General features: G+C 38.2%; 5 protein-coding genes and 1 other annotated feature (1 of these 6 cut by a window edge). Of the genes, 3 read left to right on the forward strand and 2 right to left on the reverse strand.

The genetic code is table 11. The annotated features are described in order from the left end of the window. Positions 1 to 212, forward strand: a binding site (T-box leader) (it extends 16 nt beyond the left edge of the window). A gap of 62 nt (positions 213 to 274) precedes the next feature. From RRB46_RS06805 to murJ, 3 genes are all read left to right on the forward strand, one after another. Beyond that, a complete protein-coding gene (locus tag RRB46_RS06805) occupies positions 275 to 1,849 on the forward strand; it encodes an ABC transporter substrate-binding protein/permease (protein WP_311537983.1) in 1,575 nt (524 codons plus the stop codon). Then, positions 1,827 to 2,561: an amino acid ABC transporter ATP-binding protein gene (locus RRB46_RS06810; protein ID WP_311537961.1), complete on the forward strand. Its 735-nt coding sequence runs from the start codon at positions 1,827 to 1,829 to the stop codon at positions 2,559 to 2,561. Before RRB46_RS06805 ends, RRB46_RS06810 begins: the two co-directional genes overlap by 23 nt. 79 nt (positions 2,562 to 2,640) lie before the next feature. Further along, a complete protein-coding gene (gene murJ / locus RRB46_RS06815; RefSeq protein WP_311537962.1) occupies positions 2,641 to 4,146 on the forward strand; it encodes a murein biosynthesis integral membrane protein MurJ in 1,506 nt (501 codons plus the stop codon). Between the two features lie 545 nt (positions 4,147 to 4,691). Here murJ and RRB46_RS06820 read toward each other — a convergent pair. Both RRB46_RS06820 and RRB46_RS06825 read right to left on the reverse strand, forming a co-directional pair. Further along, a complete protein-coding gene (locus RRB46_RS06820; RefSeq protein WP_311537963.1) occupies positions 4,692 to 4,976 on the reverse strand; it encodes a GIY-YIG nuclease family protein in 285 nt (94 codons plus the stop codon). A gap of 749 nt (positions 4,977 to 5,725) precedes the next feature. Continuing rightward, positions 5,726 to 20,818 (reverse strand): SpaA isopeptide-forming pilin-related protein, encoded by a 15,093-nt coding sequence (locus RRB46_RS06825; protein WP_311537964.1) that lies wholly within the window; start codon positions 20,816 to 20,818, stop codon positions 5,726 to 5,728. Between the last annotated feature and the right edge of the window lie 196 nt (positions 20,819 to 21,014).

Consider the following 21,014-nt stretch of genomic DNA (forward strand, 5'->3'; position numbering starts at 1 on the left):
GACGAGTAGTAAGAGAGGAAGATTTAAGAGAGCCCCGTATGGTGGGAAGGGGTATCGGATGCTTTTATGAATAAAAACTTGGAGTCTTCTTGGGGATTGTGATCCAAGAACGAGTTTTGCACGTTATAGCAAAGGAGTATGTTTGTACTTTCAGAGGTGTGTTTTGTGAAAAATACATAAATTAAGGTGGTAACGCGATTTTCGCCCTTATTATCCAAGATGGATAATAGGGGCTTTTTTGATGGTACAAAAAATTATTATGAAAGGATTTATTATGAAGAGATTTTTCTTATCCTTGCTAGCAGCCATCCTACTTATACCTGTAGGAAATGCTAAGGCAAGCGAAGATGTGCTAAGAGTTGGCATGGAGGTAAACTATGCCCCATACAACTTTTCAGAAACTAATGACGAAAATGGTGGCTATCCGGTAGCAAATTCGCCTGGAGAATACGCAAACGGCTACGATGTGAGATTTGCAGAAAAAATTGCAGAACACTTAGGCAAGAAGCTTGAGATTTACAAAATCGAATGGGACGGCCTAATCCCTGCCCTAACCAGCGGCAAAATTGACGCAATTCTTGCTGGTATGAGCCCAACAGATGAAAGACGCAAGCAAATCGACTTCTCCCTCCCTTATTATAGGGCAAAGATGGTAGTCGTAGTGCCAAAAGATTCAAAATACAAGGATGCTAAGTCTATAAATGACTTTAAGGGAGCTAAGATTACAGGCCAGCTTGGTACCTTCCATGCCGATGTGGTCGACCAAATGGAGGGAGTAGACAAGCAAGAACCAATGGATTCCTTCCCTACAATGATAGCTGCAACCAATGCCGGCACACTCGATGGCTATGTGTCAGAAGAAGCCGGTGCCCAATCAGCTATTTCATCCAATCCAAAGCTAACCTATATCAAATTTGATGATGATAAAAACTTCAAGACATCAGATGATGACTCAACAATTGCAGTAGGCCTTGCCAAAGGCTCTCCAATGACAGAAGAAGTCAATGCCTACCTCAAAGATCTAGACATAGACAAGGTCCAAGATGAAATCATGACCGAAATGGTAAAAATTACCACAGCAGAAGAAGTCCACAAGACCTTCTTTGAGGAAGTGAAGGATATTTGGGGCCAATATAAGGACCTCTTCCTAAAAGGTGTTGTAAATACCCTATTAATCGCTATAATTTCAACAATACTTGGCTTTATCATAGGCCTAGTAGTGGCTGTCATAAGAAGGATAGATGTAAATAAAAAGACCAATCCAATCGGCTTTTATTTCCACAAATTCATCAATGCCCTACTTTCAATCTATGTAGAAGTCTTTAGGGGCACACCAATGATGGTCCAATCTGTAATCATCTTCTACGGTCTAAAACAATATTTTGATATAGACCTATCAACCATGTTTGCAGCCATCCTCATAGTGTCAATCAACACAGGTGCCTACCTATCAGAGGTAGTCCGTGGTGGAATCAATGCGGTAAATGCTGGCCAATTTGAAGCCTGCAAGGCAATAGGCATGAGCAATTCTCAGGCTATGATCCATATAATCTTGCCACAGACAATCAAGACAATCTTGCCATCACTTGGTAATGAGTTTGTTATAAACATCAAGGATACTTCAGTCCTAAACGTAATCTCAGTGACAGAATTATTCTTTATGTCTAAGTCAGTAGCAGGATCAACCTACCAATACTTCCCAACCTATCTCATAACAGCGGTAATTTACCTAGTTCTAACCTTTACAATTACAAGAATTCTTCTATTAATAGAAAGAAGATTTAACGATAGGGACTTTATCCTAGAATCATCAACAGGAGCAACAAATGTCAATAATTCAAGTAAATAATTTAGAGAAAAAATTTGGTGACAACCTAGTCCTAAAGGATATCAACCTAGAAGTCAACAAGGGCGAGGTTGTAACAATAATCGGCTCATCAGGATCTGGTAAGTCTACCCTCCTAAGGTGCTTAAACCTCCTAGAAGAGCCTACAAGCGGTGAAATCATCTATGAAGGTTCTAACATCCTCGACCACTCCTTTGACAGGAGAAAGTACAGGAGCCAGGTGGGCATGGTATTTCAAAATTTCAACCTCTTTGCCAACAAAAACATCCTTGAAAATTGCATGATTGGCCAGGAAAAGGTCCTAAAAATCGACAAAGACCAAGCAAAGGCAACAGCCATGAAATACCTAGCATCTGTCGGCATGGATAAGTATATAAATGCCAAACCAAGCCAGATATCAGGTGGTCAGCAGCAAAGAGTGGCCATAGCCCGTGCCCTCTGTATGAGCCCAGAAATCCTACTTTTCGATGAGCCAACCAGTGCTCTTGACCCAGAAACTGTAGGAGAAGTATTAGATGTAATGACAAGTCTTGCAAAAAGTGGTATGACTATGGTAGTAGTAACTCACGAGATGGATTTTGCAAGAGATGTATCAGACAGGGTTCTCTTTATGGATAAGGGAATCATCCTAGAAGAAGCAAGTGCAAAAGAAATCTTCGAAAATCCTAAAAACGAAAGGACAAAGGAATTCTTGAAGAGATTCTTAGATAATTAGATGAAAAAAATAAGACAAAGATTGATAGATAAGCAGGGATTTGCTTATCTATCTTTTGCTAAAAAAAGAAGGGGGAAATATGAATAATACGCTAATCTTAATGGTCCTAAACCTAGTGGGCAAGCTATTTTCCTTCGTCAGGGAAATGATCTTCTCCTTCTTTTATGGGACAAGCGCCATAACAGATGCCTTCAACACATCTACAACGGCCGCCACCCTCATATTTTCAGTCATAACCTACGCCCTATCCAAAACCTATATCCCGACCTTTTCTAGGGTCAGCAAGGAAAGAGGAGAGGCAGCTGGAGATGAATTTACCAATGACCTTTTAAATTTCTCCCTATTTTTGTGCACAGTCATCACAATCCTTGGCCTAGTCTTTGCACCATATGTAGTAAAGCTCTTTGCCATAGGCTATGATGGAGACAAATTAAAGATAGCAAGCCTTTTTATGAGGGCAGTAATACTTACCATGTACCCAAATATATATGCTGCAATCTTCTCCTCATACTTGCAAGTCAAGGGAGACTTCATAACCCCAGCCCTTCCCCTCCTCATCCTCAATGTGATCCTAGCCATCACAGTGGCTCTATCAAAGGGAAATATTTATATAATGGCAGTGGGCATATTTTTAGCCTACTTCCTCCAATTTATAATCTTTCCAGCAAGGATAAGGGCGGTAGGCTTTAAAAGAACCAGGGTCAAATTTGAAATATCAGAAGATGTAAAAAGGCTCATAGTCCTATCCATACCTACGATTTTTTCCATGGCAGCTGTCTACATATCAACCATAGTAGACCAGTCCTTTGCATCAATCGTAGCCAATGACGGAGGCGTGTCAGTTATAAACTACGCCTTAAAAATCCTAAGGATAGTCTCATCGACCTTCATCGTACCCTTCCAAATCACGGCCTATCCTATAGTAGGAAGGCTAGCTGCAAATAAGGACCTAGAGGGCATGAAAGATATAACATCAAAGACCATGGTCAAAATTATGATCCTTTTCATCCCATCCCTAGTGGGCCTTATGGTCTTATCTAGGCCAATAATCTCCTTCGTCTACATGAGGGGGGCCTTCTCCTATGAGGATATGATAAGAACAGCCGATGTCCTCTTTGCCTATACGATTTATCTGATAGGACCAGCCATAGCAGACCTCTTGTACCTATCATTTTTCTCCATGCAAAACACCAAAATCCCAACCATAATCTCCTTCTGCCAGCTAATCTGCAATGTAATCCTAGATTATGTCCTAGGAATGAGATATGGTCTTATGGGACTAGCAATGGCCACAACCTTCAGCCAATTCGTCCTAGTAGGACTTGCTAGTATCATGTATGTCAAATACTTTGGCAAGCTTGATATGAAATATATAATGAAAAATATAGGCAAGATATCTATCGCAGGAGGGGCTCTCGGAATATTTGCTAATTACTTCTACAAGCTAAGACCAGGCAATCTCTGGCTCATGGTTACTATAGCCCTAGCAGGAGCTATTTACCTAGCCTTAATACTCGCCCTAAAAATCGATGGGGCCGATGAGATAAAGGAAAAATTTTTGAAAAAAGTAAAGAAAAATAAATAAGAAATTTAAAAGCCGCCAGGAAGCGTGAAATGATCCTGGCGGTTTTTTTGCAATATAATTCCTATTTAATTGAATGTATTCATATATCTCCTGGGAAAGATTGAGTAATAGGCATCAACTCCCATTTCGAACGTATGTGAGAAATCTCTTGGTTCTTTTTATCATAGGTTCTGTGCTTACATCGATGATTGGTCTATAGAAATGAAGTACTTACATGGCCCGATGTAGATACTAATCCCTCTATAAAATAAACCATGAGACCTCTCGGCGCTACGCTTTGTCGAGGTGGGTGGTGTATTTTCCGTAGGGGTATTGGGTCCGTGGTAGGTTAAATTCTTAAGAGTTTTGTGAGGGTAGTATTATACTTAAGGAATTAAAATCACCTGTGGCGCCAGCACCCCTCCCATTTCGAACGTATGTGAGAAATCTCATGGTTCTTTTTATCTAGGGCTCTGTACTTACATAGGTGATCTGTTTATACTTAATGAAGTACTTACATGGCCCGACGCACTGGCAAATCCATGCGACTCCTCCCCTTTTAAGACTCAAAACAAATCATAATATAATTCCCTAAAATAAGGGTTCTGGGATTCTATAAGGGCAAATTTCTTCTCACGCCTATAGTCCTTTATCTGATCTTCCCTGGACCTAGTGGCATAGAAGTCTTCTCCGTATTCGTAATATACTAATTTTGTAATATTATATTTTGCTGTATATGAATTTGGATCCACGTGATTTTTATGTTCCCAGACTCTTTTTGCTAGGTCGTGGGTATGACCGACATAGGTTCTGTAATTGTCTTTGTTTATTAGGATATAGACGTAGTACATGATATTAAACTCCTTTTCTTTTATTATATTATATTTATATGATAAGGGGAAGTTTATTTTCAAATTTTGATGATTCCTAAAATTATTATAAATACAATATTCCGTTTCTATTTCAAGAAAAAATAAGTGACCAGCACCAGCTCCCATTTCGAGCTTTGCGAGAAATCTCATGGTTTCGTATATTTAGGGTTCTGTGAATACATCGGTGATTGGTCTATAGAAACTAAGTACGGACATGGCCCGATGTAGATACTAATCGCTATTTATAATGAACCATGAGACCCCTCGTCGCTGTTGCTCTGTCGGGGTGGGAGTTCGTTTGATTCATAGGGGTATTGGGTCCGTGGTTTGTTAAATTCCTAATAGTTTTGTGAGTGTTGTATTACACTTAAGGAATTAAAATCACATATGGCGAAAGTACCCCTCTCATTTCGAGCTTTGCGAGAAATCTCATGGTTCTTTATATTGAGGGGTCTGTGAGTACATCGGTGATTGGTCTATTGAAATTAAGTACTTACATGGCCCGATGTAGGTACTCATCCCTATTTATAAAGAACTATGAGACCCCTCCTCACAAAGTTCGTTCGGGGTGGGAGAGTCCCATCATTCAGACGAGCCTAGTGAGGGGAATCCTATAAATACTGGCCAGATAAATTTAAATCTTCCAATTAATCAGCCCAACAAAAAAATGACCCCATCTGGCCTTAACCAGACTGGAGTCAGTAAAAATATTTTTTTATTTCAGACTATCAATTGTTTCCAATTTCTAATCTTTTGTTTTTCTTCCTAGAGTAGTAATATCCGGCTAGTACCATGAAGAACAATCCTATAGCTGTAAATATTGCTGTTCCCACACTCTTTGTGAATGGGTATTCTGCCTTTTTATTTTCTACCTGGATTGGAGCTTTTGTATCATGGTCTGCATAGATTGGTTTATTTTCTGCTAGAGCCTTGACATTTAGCTTATCATTAACATTATCCTCTACTGCTGAATCAAAGATTAATTCAAATAGCTGGTCTGCTGCACCTGTATTGTTGTTATCATCTAACTTACCAGAAAATTCCATTACAATTGCATCTGTTGTTGTAAGAGGCTCATCTGTAGTAGATGTTTCACCAAGCATATCCTTTAGTCCATATCTTGAACCTGTGATATTACCGGCAGTTGTAAAGCTAACAGCGTCAACTTCCCTGTAGTCTTTTGTTTCTAATTCAGCTATAGATTTCTTTTCGCCTTTATTAGCGTCCGGATTCTTTTTAAGAATAGCTACATTGACTAATCCACCAATACCATCTTTATGTGTTGCACCATACTTAGGTGTAATCTTCCAGTCATTTTCCTTGATACGGATATATGACTGATAAGATGGAATAGTAATTTCTTTGTGGTTAGGGTTAATAATTATCCTTTGTCTGAATGTCTTCTTATCCTTGTCATAGGAAATAATCTCGCTTGAGATTTGTCCCTTATCACTTGACTTATGACTTGCCTTTATTGGGTCTTTTTCATAAGTTTGGACCTTGCCATTTTCTAGCTTAAATTCTCTAATCTTGCCTGGTACCTTGGTATAACCACCTGGCGCCTTGGTTTCTACAAGGGCGTAGTAGCCGTCTTTGGAGATAGGAAGTCTGAACTTACCATCTTTGCCAGATTTGACTGTCATGATAACTTCTTGTTCCTCGCCTTTTACAGTCTTCTTAACTTTAAGAGGTGAGTAATCTTTATCAGTATCCTTTTCTTTGTAATGAACTTCAAATTCAGCACCCTCAAGCTTCTTAGAATTATCATTGGCATCGACTTTTTCAAACTCGATTTCCTTGTAGTTTACAACATCAATTGGTTCTACACTTACAGGTTCTGTTACTGTTTCAGTATTCGCATCTCCTGTCGAGCTTAGCATAGCTCCTATCGATGCTATTAATGATTGTGGCTTTTCTACTGGTTTTTCCTTGACAACTTGTCTTGTAATTACTCCATCTTCACCAACGGTAAATTCTACTATATGGCCTTCTATCTTTCCGTATCCTTCTGGGGCTTCGGTTTCTATTAGGGCATATTTACCAGCTTCTAGTTTTTCATACTTAACTAGGCCGTCCTTGTCAGAAGTTTTTTCTGAACCTTGGACCACTACCCAGTTTTTACCATCTTGGGTGTTTTCGTAATACCTTTCGAGTTTGAACTTAGCTCCTTGTAGAATCTTACCATCTTGGTCTATCTTCTTGAAGTTTATTTCATTCTTAGGGTTGATTGCATCTATTTCAAGCTTAGCACTTGCTGAGGTCTTGTTTTCAAAGATACGAACTCCATTTGTTCTTTCTACATATGGTTGTTCATATACATTTTTAACATTGCCATAATAATCGTAAGTGTAAACTTTATTAAATAGTTTTGCGTAGGTATCGTAAGATGCGATATCCTTCTTATCTACCTGGCCTGTTACCTTTAAGATAAAGGAGTCATACTCGCTATATGGTCCTAGGGTTATATCTACATTTTCATCAGCCTTTGGTTGGTAATAACCATACCAGCTGTGCCAGTTGAGGTTATTACTTGATTCATCCACACCAAATGATTTTGGCATGTCTTGATTTACAAAATCTTGAATTGTATCTCTCTTAAAAGTGTTGTAATTATAATAGTTATAACCATTTTGTTTTAGGTTTATAACATCTACCCTTAGGTTTTTGACATCTTCACTTGGCTTGTACCTAAATGTTACAGGGTCAGATGAACTTTTCATATCCCTATTGATATAGAAGTATTGAACAAATTCTCCGCTTTCCCTATCAAAGCTTACTATCTTTGATGTCATATTTAGGCCATAGATTTCTGCCATATTAAGGTCATAGTCTACATCAATATTATTATATTTAATATCAGAAATATAATTTTTATTTTCTGTATCATATGATCTTATTCCCATTCCAACTTGTACGTTTTTAGTCGAATTTTTGACCTTATAAAGGTTGATATGGGCTGTGATGGTATTAGCAAAATCAGTCTTGTTGTATTGGTCGGCGTATGATGTGAAGACATAGGTTAGGGTTCCCGCTTCCTTATCATACTTAGCCTTGGCTATTGTACCGACTCCATCTGCGAATAAGTCTAGGTTTTGAGATTTTTCTTTCATTATTCCTTCAAGGTCGATGTTGTCTGTTAACTTAATTGTAAAGTAGTCGCCAGCTTTTATTGCTGTGTCATCCTTTATCTTGAAAGTATTATCGAAGGATAATGCATGACCCTTGTGTGGGTGAATCTTTGAATTTCCTTCATTTTCTGTTCCATCATTTCCATCAGGTCTTAGAACTGACATTTTTGATGTCATTTCTATACTCTTAGAAATATCTCTATCTCCGACATCACTGTCATTGATGTATGGGTCTAGTCCAACACCACCGACTGTGAATCTCCATTTTTTACCCTTGTTTTGGTAGCCTTTTGGAGCCTTGGTCTCTTCTAGTTCGTATTGGCCGATTGGAAGTTCGTCAAAGACGATTTTTCCATCTTGACCTACAGTTTTTGTATAAACTCCGTCATTTTTATTTTGATCTTCATCTGTTATATGTCTACTAATTCTAGTTAGCTTAAACTCTGCGCCTGGAAGTAGGTGTTTATCGTCATCGTACTTAGTAAGGGTTACCTTACCTTTTCCTGGAACTTCGTTGATAATCTTACCCATGTTCTTGGCAGTAGCACTTGTTACATAGTCAACTAGCTTACCATCTTCTGGTGTGATTGGTTTTCCATCAGGACCTTTTTTATCTGGTGCGTATTCAAAGATACCATTACCTTCGTTATACTCGAGGGTTACAACACCTCTTCCTGGTGTAATTTCACCAGTTTGTACATTCGTTTTTGGTTTTTCATAGGCAACTGTGAAGTGAAGTACAGGGTCTTTGATTGGCTTGTAGCCTTCTGGAGCCTTTACTTCCATTAGTCTATAACGGCCTGGTTTTAGTCCCCTAAATCCGAAGTAACCGTTGAAGGCTGATGCTACAGTTGTACCTGGCATTGGTTCATATTGACCACCTGGACCACGTACCTCTAGTCTGAAGACTGCACCTTCTAGCCTGTTCTTTGTTACCTTTTCGCTGTTTACGTCGTCTTTTGAATCCTTACGTCCGTGTTTTGAGAAGGTAATATTGAAGGTTTCTTCTTCATTTATAAACTCAAGACCTTCCCTTGGTATTTCTTGGTGGCTCTTTGAGTTATAAAGTGGGTTAAGATTGACAGATGTGTCGGCATGGACAGTTGGATTTCCGATTGCTGGATCTATATAACCAGTCTTGTACTTATTACCTTTTAATTCAACTTCTTTGCCAACGAAATTAGCATATTTTGCTCCCTCATCTTTTTTGCCTGCCCACTCATCTGCTATTTTCTTAGCATTTTCTTTTGAGTAACCAGCTGCGACGAGTTTATCTTCATACCTTTGTCTAAGAGCTTCGGCACCGCCTTGGTAGGATGCACCCTTAAAGGCTTTATAAACAAATTTATTTTGCTCTTTATCAAATACTAATTGCTTAAATTGTCTTTCTCCACTGTAGAAGTCTACGTGAAGGTCAATCTTACCTAAGTCTTTTTGTGGGATATCATACTTATCATCCTTGTCAGACTTGCCTGTGATTATAACATCATCATAGAAGCCTTCTACGTCTACTATATAGACACCCTTGTCTAGGTTTAGTTGATCTTCGTCAAAGCCCCAGTCAAATGGTCTCCACCTAGCTGTCTTTATCATAGACATATTATCATTTGCAAGGTCGTAAGTTCTTATAATCTTATCAAGTTTAGGGTCATTCATATTACTGAAATCTTCTGGATTTGATAATTTATAAGCTGTGAAGTAAGCAGTCTTTACACCATCTTTAATAGTTTTTGGTGGAGCTCCTGGAGTATCAATCTCTTCTCTCTTATACTTCGGTGTGATTTGAAGGTTTAGAGGAGTCGTTCCAGAGTAGGCTCTTGTATCTATATAGATTCTTTGGATATAGGTCTTAGATTCTGGATCTATATAGGTGAGCCTTGACTTATACTTGATACCAGCATTATCAGCTGAATATCCTGCATTTGACTTCGTATTATCATTTATAAAGCTTGATGGACTTGCTTCTGGTCCTTGGTATTCGGCATACATCCTACCGCCATTATCCTTGACCTCAATCTTCCAATCAGCTGTACTTTTCTTATAACCTGTTGGAGCTTTTATTTCTCTTAGAACGTAGTAACCTTTTTGAAGTTTAACTTCATTTCCACCTTGATCCGTGAATATTACATCACCGTTTTCTTTAGAACTTGCTGTTAGTTCTCCAAATCCTGTATCTTCTTTTGAATAGGTACTATCAGTCATCTTATGAAGTGTGAATTTAGCACCTGGAAGAATTTCACCACCTGGAAATCTCTTTAGAATCTTAAGAGTAATACCAGCTTTTTTATTGGTAATCTTAACAAGTTCTTGAGTTTCTCCATTTTTGATTAGCTTATCTTCTTCTGTTGGGACAAACTTATCAATTGGGTCATCAGATTTTCCTACACGAACTTCTTCTGCAACTGGTTCAGTTCTTGATAATTCTACCTTGTTATAGGCAGTAATTATTTCGTTACTTTCCTTTTTATTTTGAAGAGCCAGAACAACATCTTGTGGCCAGTCTGCTGGAGCTGTTGCTTCTTGTAGACCAGCTTTTTTAATATTATAAGTTGCAGTATACCTTATTTTTACCTCTCCATCAGAACCTGGCTTGTCTACTTTTCTTTCGCCTGGTGCAAGATTTGGATCGATTGTAACCTTAGTTTCTTTTTTAAGAATTTCAGTTCTGTCTTCAGACGCTGTTCTTTCTCCTTGAGGTATTGTTACAATTGTACCAGCTATAGTAACTGAATAATCTGGCATTATGAATGAACCCTTACCAGTTACAGGGTCATACTCAACCCCAGATAGAACGTCTCCACCTTGAGATTTTTTCACAGTTACTTCCGTTATTTTGTTTCCTGGTGTAGGTGTAGCAGTAAATGTAACTATGTCTCCTTTGCTAGCTTGTTTACTAGCTTGATATGGAGGGTCTAATGTGACATCCCATCTTGTGTCTCCATTGATACCAATCCAGTATTTTTGTTTTGCCTTAAATGTAGCATTTACTGTTACATTTGATGCTGGCATTGTAAATGTTTTTGTGTCTTTATCTATGTCTACAGTCTTTTTACCATCACTATAGGTTAAGGTATCTAACTCTTCATTAGGCCCTGGGGTTACTTTAACTGTAACTGGTGTACCTGCTGATACATTTTCATTTGGACTAGCACTTAATTTTGTACTATTTGTCCAAACTGAATAAGTTTGAGAAGTCGTATCCTTTGTACCATATTCTATAACTCTTGGTTTAGGATCAACTTTTTCTTTGGTTCTTACATATTCTGGATTTGGTTGTTTTACTCCATCAATATAAGTTACCTTGTAGATATCAATTTGATAACCTTCTTGACCCGCAAAAACTTCTTTTTCTTCGCCTTTTTTCATATTGGCGTTTGGTCTACGTTCTGGATCTTTAGGAATTGGAAGGGTTGTTCTTACTTCTTCTTCCTTAACTTCTGTCTTTGGACCTACTGTTTTGTAATTGATATCATTTACACTGCCATATTTTTCAGCTGCCCAAGTTTTCGTGCTTTCAAATCTAGCATTGGTAAAGTAATCCAGACCTAATCCTATTTCGCCAGACTTAGGATAGTCGTATTCTACTTCTATTACAAAAGGTCTTCTTTCATTCTTAGCTAGTCTGAAGTTATATCTTTTATATTGTCCAGCATCAGTCATTCCTTCATCTTTAATGCCCAGGGTTTCTGTTCCAATATATTTAATATTGTCTATGGTAGATGTGCTTTCTACTGGCCTTATGCTTAAAACTTTAATATTAGGTGGATTACTATAATATTGTTTTGCATAAATACTTCTCTTAAGTGGCTCTGCGTGGAAATCAAACTTCGAAGTAGTTGAAGAAGCTTCACCTGACGCATTTACTAAGAAAATCTGTCTATATTTACCTTCTGACTTGTTTATCTCAGTTATCTTTGTCTTGTTATTAGAACCAGTAGAGCTTGTAGTTTTATTTCTAGATCTGTTAGGATCTACTTTTTCCCAGCCATCTGCTCTTAAAGCTGGTCCTACTATTTCATCACCTATTCCAAGGCCATCTGCGAAGGTGTTTATACTTCTTGCCCTAAAGTTCATAGTGGAGTTTAGGTCTGTTGGTGGGGTTGGTGAGTTTAGTAGGCTATGGCCAAGGAATCTTTCCATTAGTCCAGAGTTTGAATATAGGACTGGTTTTGATGTAGGATTTGCATACATTACTGTATCTCTTCCTGAAGCATCCCTATCGCCTACATAGGTTCTGGTGTTTTTATTAGCAGACCTAGATGTGGCTTCTTCTAATTGAATCTTACTAAAGTCTTCATAGAATTCAGTCATCCAGTATTGATTAGAACCATTATAGTTTACAAAATCTATTCCTGTACCTATATTACCAGAATTTCCAAGACTTGACTCTATTGTAAGAGCTAGAGTTTGTTCTGCATAATCAGGAAGTCCTTTAGGCGTAATCTTGATTCTCTCTTGATTATTTTTTTTAACATAGACTTGTGTGTCGTAGTCGACTTTTTCACCTTGATTTATCAAGTTTTCAGGTGTTGATGCACTTCCAACTTTAACTAAGGATATTATTTCTGTGTTAGATAAGTTTAGTGGTCTATTTTCCTCTTGAGAGTGGATTTCAAAGTAAGGGTTAAGAAGTTTTTCAGGACCTTTATTTATTATATAAACTTGCCTAAACTTATTTTCCTTCTTATTTACTTCTGTAATCCTTGTATCAAGTCTATTGGTATAAGGAATATTGTCTCCAAATTTTGACCATCCTTTTTTAGTTCCACTTGTACCAGCTTTTACCTTTTGCCAAGTTGCTCCTTGGTCTGGGACTGTAGAACCTGGGTGATTATCCTTGATATAGATTTTTCCATCTTTGGTTACTGTTACTGTCCAATCGGTGTTGGATTTCTCGTAACCTTGTGGGGCTCCAGACTCTGTTAGGTGGTAGATACCTGGGGTAAGGTTGTCGAATTTGACCATACCGTCTTTGCCAGATTTCTTCCAAACTTCCTTGCCTGGATCTTGGTCAGACTTCTTAGGTCCCTTTAGGCTAAAGGTTGCACCTGATATAGCATCTGTTTGGTTGCCACCGTCGTCTACCTTTTTGAAGGAGAATTCTTGGACGATTTTTTCGTTGTTAACATCAAGTGATCCTTCTGATATATAGGCTCCCTTGATATTTCCCCCTTCACCTTTGGTTACTACAGGGTCTCCTTCCACGATGCGGTCGGCTCTTCTATAGTAGTCAGACTTCCAGAATAGACCCTTGTTTGTTTGAAGGTCCATACCTGTACCTACTCCACCGTCTTCTGATGTGTAAGGTATTTTGACATCTATTACTATAGGTTTTGTAATTTGTCTGTCTTTGAAGTCTAGGTATAGTCTGTTATCACCTGATATGAGTTTTCTCTCTGTCTTAATTTGACTTGTGATATCTGTCAAACTGTAGTTTTCAAGTCTGATATCTTCTACATTTCCATCTACTGCCTTATCAAGTTCAAAAATCTTGTAAGACCCATTTCCAGCATACCAATCCATGTTGGTAAACCATGGTTTTTCTCTGTGGATTGATGCATTGTTAAGGGTTAGAGAATCAGCTTCTGGGTTTATTACATATCTTTGGATTACATATTTATTGTTAGGGTCCTTGGTATTTTTACCTACAATTCTTGTACCTAGTTTGAATGGAATAGGATAGTTGTTGTAGTAACCTGACTGTCTGTTATCTCCTAGGTTCCAGCCATCAGTAGGTCTTTTTGATACATTTACCCACTTGGTTCCTTCTACTCCCAGGATGGACTTGTTTACCTTAGGGTCAGTTCCTGTTTCTGGACCCTTTATATAGTTATAGACTCTAGCCTTATTGTTAGAGATTTCTATTACCCATTTCTTGTCAAGTTTTTTGAAACCAGCTGGGGCAGCTTCTTCTTCTAATAGATAAGTTCCGTTTTCAAGCTTTTTATCAAATGAAACTATACCATTTTTATCAGATTCGCCTGTGGTAATAACCTGTTTTCCGTCAGTTGTAGTAATCTTAAACTTAGCTCCTTGGAGTGGGACATTTTCATTGTCTTTCTTATAAACTTTAAATTCTGTAGCGACTGGTTTGTTTGTAACTGGAAGTTCTATAGTATCTTTTCCAACTAGGGATTCCCCTGTTGCTCCAAGACCTATTTCAATTATAGTTACAACACCATCTATACCGACGTTTACTCTCCATGTCTTGTCTGACTTAATATGCTCATCTGGAGCCTTTTCTTCCTTAAGAGTATAGATACCTGGTTTTAGGTTAGAAAATTGGGCTATACCATCTTGACCTGATGTCCTATAAATAACATTATTATCCTTATCTGTTAGGCTAAAGGATGCTCCTTGTAGAGTTTTGCTCCTATCAGATTCATCAAGTTTTTTGATCTTAAATGAGCCTGGTACATATTTTTTATTTAATAGGGCTACCTTTTGGCTGAAGAATTTAGGTAGCTCGCCGCCTGCCTGGTCACCTGTTGCCTTGTTGTAGTTGGCTCTGGTGATGAAGGATGATTTAAAATCATTGTTTGTCATACAGAAGACTCTCCATAGGTTGTTGAAGCTATATAAGTCATCAATCTTGAAGGTCTGCTCTATGATATATCCGTCCTTACTCCTATTGTCAATTGCTGGCATCTTAATTTTTAGTGGTGCATTTTTTGTGATGACACCAAAGTCTTGAATTTGACCTGGGTCGTAGTTAAGGGTAATTGATCCTTGTCTATCATTATTTACAGGATATCTTGGGTCAATTGCCTTTGAATATACCAAGTTGTACTTAGCAGGGTCTTGGCTTGGCCTTACACCGTAGGATAGGGGCATATTGTAGTTGACTTTTTTATCAAAATTTCCTGCATGTATCAAGCCCATATTTGGTGAAGTACGATAAATCTTAACATCTCTTAGGGAGAAAGCTGGTTTGTTACCATTACCCTCCCAAGTAAAGAAGTTTTTAGTTGCTCCCTGGTAGTTGGTTGATAACCAGTTGAACTTAAGCTCTTTTTGGCCTGTTGTTCTAACATGAACCGGATTGTAGTAGGCGAGTACTGCTACATACCATTTGCCATCTTCGCCCTTGTATACATCTCTAAAGTAGTATGATTGTGGTACTTGGACGTTTTTACCATCGTAGTCGTATTGCTCGTAGTCTGCTACTACATCAGTATTAATGGTTTGTTGACCAGTAATTCCTTTTTGGCCCGGTGCGACTGTAACTGTAAAATTATAAGTCCCGTCATTTTGGGCAAAGTATTTGGATGGGATAATACCCTTAAGTTCTATTTTTGCCTGTGTATTTCCACCTATTGAATTGTCGTTAAATACATAAGTCAATTTGTTGGTTGTGTAGTCAAAGTATGGATCTGCTACATCTACTCCACCAATATTTAGCTTTGGAAATTCTCCAAAGTATTGGGTGAAGTCTAGGTTTCTATCAAATTGGATAGAAAATCTTTGGCCTGGTGAAGATTGGTCAAGGTCTATAGTAGCGTTGTACTTCAATGATTCAAGCCTATAGGCTTCCCATACTTGTGGTCTAACACCTATATCTCCTGAGTCACCTTCGTTTATTACTAAAGATTGACTTACATTTTTGATCTTAGCAGTAGCTTCTTCTTGGGCTTGCTCTTCGTCTGTTATCAAGTAGTCCTCACCATTTACAGGTGATCCTTGCCCATCTTTAAATTTAGGCTTGTAGGTTACTTGCTTAGAATCATCTACTGTCACCTCGAATATTACATCTGATTTAACATAGCCTTCTGGGGCTGCGATTTCTTCTATGGTATATTTTCCTTCTGGAAGTTTTCCGAAGGATGCAAGACCAGCATTTTGGCCTTTCTCATCAGCTGGCTGTGACGTTACTGTAGAAATCACCTCGTCGTTTTCATCTCTTATTTCAAAGGTTGCTCCGACTACAGGTTTTTCGTTTTTGTCAATTTTTCTTATTTCTACTGGACGAGTTTCAAAGGCTTCGTTTGTTACTGTTATAGTTGTCCCCTTTGAAGCCTCTGCTATTGATGTTGGGTTAACAGTTTGGTTTTGAAGTTTGGCTTCACCTCCTGTATTTTCACTAGTGAACCAGTCATAGCTTAGGGTATTTGTGCCGCCATTTAAAGGTTTTGATTTTGCTACAACCAGGAATCCCCAATCTCTCGCAAATCTTTCCTTAGGTAAGGTTATTTCATAACCAGGTTGTTTTGTATAAGGATCTGGATGATTTGGGGTGCCCCTGATTACTCTATTGTTATTAGGGGCGTTTAGGACACTTGGTCCAAGCAGATTTATAAGGTCTTGATTAACCGTCTGTTGAGTCATGGCTTTTCTTACAGAATCCCTATAATAGTCAGGGTTTACGTCATAGACCTGTACGTCATCTGGGTTTTCTATTTGTCCACCATTTACCCTTAGGCTGATTCTGGTGTCCTTATTTGTAGATCCACCAGATCTTGCTTCATTAGCTTTTAGGAAGATATAGGTTGTGACATTGCCCTTTTCATCTTTTGTAGCATATTGCATGGCATTCATGTAGTCAGGGTAGTTTGGATCTGCTACTGTTACTGTAGGATTGGTTCCTACTGATAATTTTGCACTAGAACCACTTGTAGATATTCTTCCATCATCATCTACGCTTACAGTAGTTCTTTCTTGGTTTAGCTTGTAGCCTTTTGGAGCCTTGGTTTCCATAAGGGTGTAGGTTCCAGGGGCTATGTTTGAAAATTGTGCCTTACCTTCCTTATCTGTAACAACTTGTGCCTCACCCTGACCTAGAAGCTTAAAGGATGCTCCTTGTAGAGGACCTCCTTCTTCATCTTTTTTAATAAGGGTGAAGTTTGCAAATTTTGGTAATTTTTGGACTGTTGCCTTGTTGTGGATGTAGTATCCCTTTTTGTTAAAGTCATAAAAATTATTATTTTCATAATAATTTATTGGGTTGCCACTAGCATCAGTGTTCGTTGTAGGGAAGTCTTGTTTGATTTTTAGGTCATTTTTAGAAAACTTACCCTCACCTTGAATATTCCATACTTTTACATTTGGTATGGTTACTCGTCTACTAGCTGGGTCTGGGTTTGCCTTTGACTCAGTAGTTGTAGTTTGACCTAGAACATCATCTTCGTTCTTAGAATCTACTGCCTTTAGAGTCATGGCTGGCATTGTTAGATCTTTGCCTAGGTTCCAGTTTTGTTCTACATTTACATCTTGGTATTTGGAGATTGCTACTCCAGCTAGGGTTTGTGGGTTTTTGTCTTCTGGCTGGTTAATAGATGTTTTTATCTCATAGACTGCTATATTACCAACTGCCTGATTAGTACTTGGGTTTGTTCCTGCTCCTGGTATTTCTTTTTTATTTAATTCTTTCTCTTCCTGATCAACGGCCATCTTTCCATCTGTACCAATATGGTAAACAGCTCTTTTTACAGAAGTTATAGTTTGATTTCCACTTAATTTTCTTGTTTCCCAAGGAAGTTTTGTAGGATTTTCGTCTGTACCTTCATCACCAGTTGATACCCCATCTGTTACTGTCCATTCTGCACTAGTTTCTGAGGCGAACTTTCCGAGTATTGTTGTTCTGTTGTTGATGCCTGCTCTTGTTGGTGTGGCTTCTTTGACCTTGTCATGTGGCCAACCATCTACTACAAATCTTTTTGCACCTACTTTCATATTGCCGGCTTTGTCTTTCTTCTTGGTAAGAACGACAGATATATCCATCATGTACTTTTCTTGCATACCTTGGACTGGTGTGTAGAGATTGTAGGTTATTTCTCTAGCTCCTTTTTCTGGAGCATGGTGTTTGGAATCGTGGATACCAAATTTACCCTTAATTGGGTTATCTGTTAAAGTTACTTTAGAATCTCTGCTTGAGATTTCTCCAAGACCAGATCCCTTTACTGCTGTGAAGTTTGCATTAAAGCCTAATTCACTTAGGTCAGTATCTGATGATATTTTTACAGTCCAGTTGTAACCTTGAAGCTCTCCATCTTTGATAACTGGGTTTGCAAATGCATCCATGTCCATCTTGTAGTTTGAGTCAGCAGCTTCGATGATTTGGGTTACATCTTTCCTGCCTGGCTCTATGATTGATCCTGCTGGGTTACCATTTACATCTACCTTTTGTGGAAGAAGGTCTTTTGGTGGATCAATTAGTCCCAGACCTGATACCTTGTTTATAACTGTAAAGGTCCCATCTTTATCAAGTTCTACATTAGCTGGATTGTAGTCTACAGGTATATTTAGTGGGAATTGGGTATTTTCTTTAATTTCCTTAACTATCTTGTATTCAATGATATTGTCTTTAGAGTTGTATTTTGGCTCTGCTATAACCTCTCCCTTATACTTGATAGGCTCAAGCTTAGTTCCCGGTTTTACTGTAAGCGCCTTGTCTAAGATAATATTAAAGAATTGTCCGGGTTGGATTGGTCCAGTCGCATTTGATGTATCAAATCTAGTTAGAATATGGAATTTTTTGCCATCTAGGTTAAGTTTAGGTGAGTCTGTATCTTTAAAGATATGTGGTCTGAAGTTATTGTTTCTATCTTTTTCTACTAGGGCTTCTATGGCGGCGTTGTTATTTTCCATTAATCTTGCTTGGTCGGCTTTTGAGAGTTTGTATTTTTTCTCAAAGCTATTTAGGAGATTTTGGATTTCTTCTATGCCGTTTTTGTCATTGGCGAGTGCCGCCTTTAATTCCTTATCTGCCTTGGCTAGGTCGCTTTGGCCGAATAGGCCCTTGATGCCTTCGATTAGGCCGCCCTTCTTTTCTTCTTTTTTTGCAGCTTCTTTTAGCTTGGCTAGGTCTTCTTTGTAGGCCTCTACTGCTTTGCTAGCCTCTGCTGGCTTTGTATCTTCTTTTTTGACTGAAGTTTTATCTTCTGTAGGATTTGCTTTTGGCTCTGTTTTTGTTTGATCTTTTTTCTCTTCTAGTTTTGCTTCTGTTTTTTCTTCAGTTTTTTCTTCTGCTTTTTCTTCAGTCTTTTTATTTTCATCTGCCTGGGTATTGTCTTTCTTTTCTGGGTAGGCATAGGCGATTATTTCATCGTAGTTTAGGTTAGCTGCCTTATTTTTCTCTTTATTTAGTCCAGATAGGATTGACTCTAGGTAGGTCCTTAGGTCAGATTTTTCGATATTATATCTATGTCCTAGGGCCTTGGTGAAGTCTTTTAGCTCCCTATCTGAGATTTTGCCTTGGTTGTAGGCATCTAAATCTTCTGCTAAGTCTTCTATGGCCTTTTCTAGGTCTGCACTTAACTTGCCCTCTCCTGCCAATCTTGTGATTAGGCTGTCCTTATTTAGGGCTAGGGCTGAAATTTCTTCTTTTTCTTCTTCTTTGCCTTCTTCTTTTTGTTCTTTATTTTCTTCTTTGCTTTCTTTTTCTATTACTGGGATGTCTTTGCCAGTTGAGTCTTTGGCTGTTATTTGTGTGTCTGTTTGTTTTTCTTCTTTGCTCTCTGCTTTTTTCTCTGCTGGCTTATCAGCTGGCTCTTCTTTTATCTCTGTTGGCTTATCAGCTGGTTTTTCTTTTTCTATTGGCTTTTGTTCTTCTTTATTTAGCTTATCCTCAGTTTGCTTATTTTCCTCAGGCTTGATTTCGGCGTGGTGGTCATCTTCCCCACCTTCTTCGTCATCACTTTCAGAAGATTCTTTATTTCCTTCTATATATATAGGGTTTTTAACTTCCCTATTATTTAGCCTATAGGATTTTGTTTTTGTATTTTTCTTATCTACCCTTGTTGTTAGGCTTAGCTTGGCTATGTAGCCTGCTGGGATTTCAAATTCTATCTTATCTGCAAAGTCTATTGCCTGTGAGAATTCCTTTTTTAAGATGAATCCTTCTTTGGTGTTTTCAAAGTAGTCTAGGGTGATTTTGCTATCCTTAGTATCTTGCTTGTCATCTAGCTTTAGGTCATAGGTCATATTTTCAGATTCAGCCTTGGTATTTACTAGGTAGTCTGTCCATACTAGGGCATCTGTGCTTTGCAAGAAGCTTAAGAATTCGCCAGATTTGATTTCTCCCCTGAGGTTTTGGCTAGGGTCTTTGTTTAAATCTAGGCTTATGATTTCTTTTTCTTGATTTTCTTCCCTTACAGTCTCTTTGTTTGTGATGAGCCTGTAGTTTAAGTCTAGCTTGTTTTCTCCATCGTCTAGGCCGATTAAGGTCTCATAGGTCCTGGCATCTTTTGCCTTTCTAACATTTGCTTCCACTTCCATGATTATTTCATCATAGGACTTAGTTTCTGCAAGTAGGCTTGGGATTTCTGTCTTGTTTAGACTTTCTTTGATGTCAATATCAGCTAGCTTATTTTCTATCTTGGCCTTGGCCGATTTGATTTTGATGTCTGTGATGTTTGAGTTTGGATTTGGGGTGAATTTTAGGCTTAGGTCCTTATCACTTGTCTCTTTGTGCTTGTTTGAGATTGCGACCTGGTAGGATATCTTTTCTAGGTCCTGATCTAAGCTTGCCCTTGCTTCCATTATGTAGGCATCAGTTTCTAGCTTGTCTGTGTTATCAGCTTGTCTTGTTTGGTGACTGTCTTCTTTTGGTTTTTCATTCAGGCCCATTATGGATGTGGCCTGGTCATAGGTCTTCGTTTCTTCGCCTGCTGCTATGACCCCTGTCGGAAATGACATGGACATGGCTATGACTAGGGCGAAGGTTTTTCTAGCAAATATGCTAAGTTTACCTTTCATAAAACCCTCCCTTCCTTGATAAGACTTCTGGTCTATAATAATAATTTCTAATAAATTTCTCTTTGAGCTTTTTCACAAAAATACTCCTTTTGCCTCTATATATAAAAATTTATATTTCAAATCATATTTTCTTACACTTATTATATAATTTTCGGGTCGCAAATTCAAGCAAAAAGCGTTTATTTCAACATTTTCC

Source organism: uncultured Anaerococcus sp. (genome assembly GCF_963512375.1).
Classification (GTDB): Bacteria; Bacillota; Clostridia; order Tissierellales; family Peptoniphilaceae; genus Anaerococcus.

Bases quoted from the DNA above. Each gene is read 5' to 3' on its own strand.
- RRB46_RS06825 (WP_311537964.1), bottom strand. From the start codon at position 20,818: ATGAAAGGTAAACTTAGCATATTTGCTAGAAAAACCTTCGCCCTAGTC.
- murJ (WP_311537962.1), top strand. From the start codon at position 2,641: ATGAATAATACGCTAATCTTAATGGTCCTAAACCTAGTGGGCAAGCTA.
- RRB46_RS06810 (WP_311537961.1), top strand. From the start codon at position 1,827: ATGTCAATAATTCAAGTAAATAATTTAGAGAAAAAATTTGGTGACAAC.
- RRB46_RS06805 (WP_311537983.1), top strand. From the start codon at position 275: ATGAAGAGATTTTTCTTATCCTTGCTAGCAGCCATCCTACTTATACCT.
- RRB46_RS06820 (WP_311537963.1), bottom strand. From the start codon at position 4,976: ATGTACTACGTCTATATCCTAATAAACAAAGACAATTACAGAACCTAT.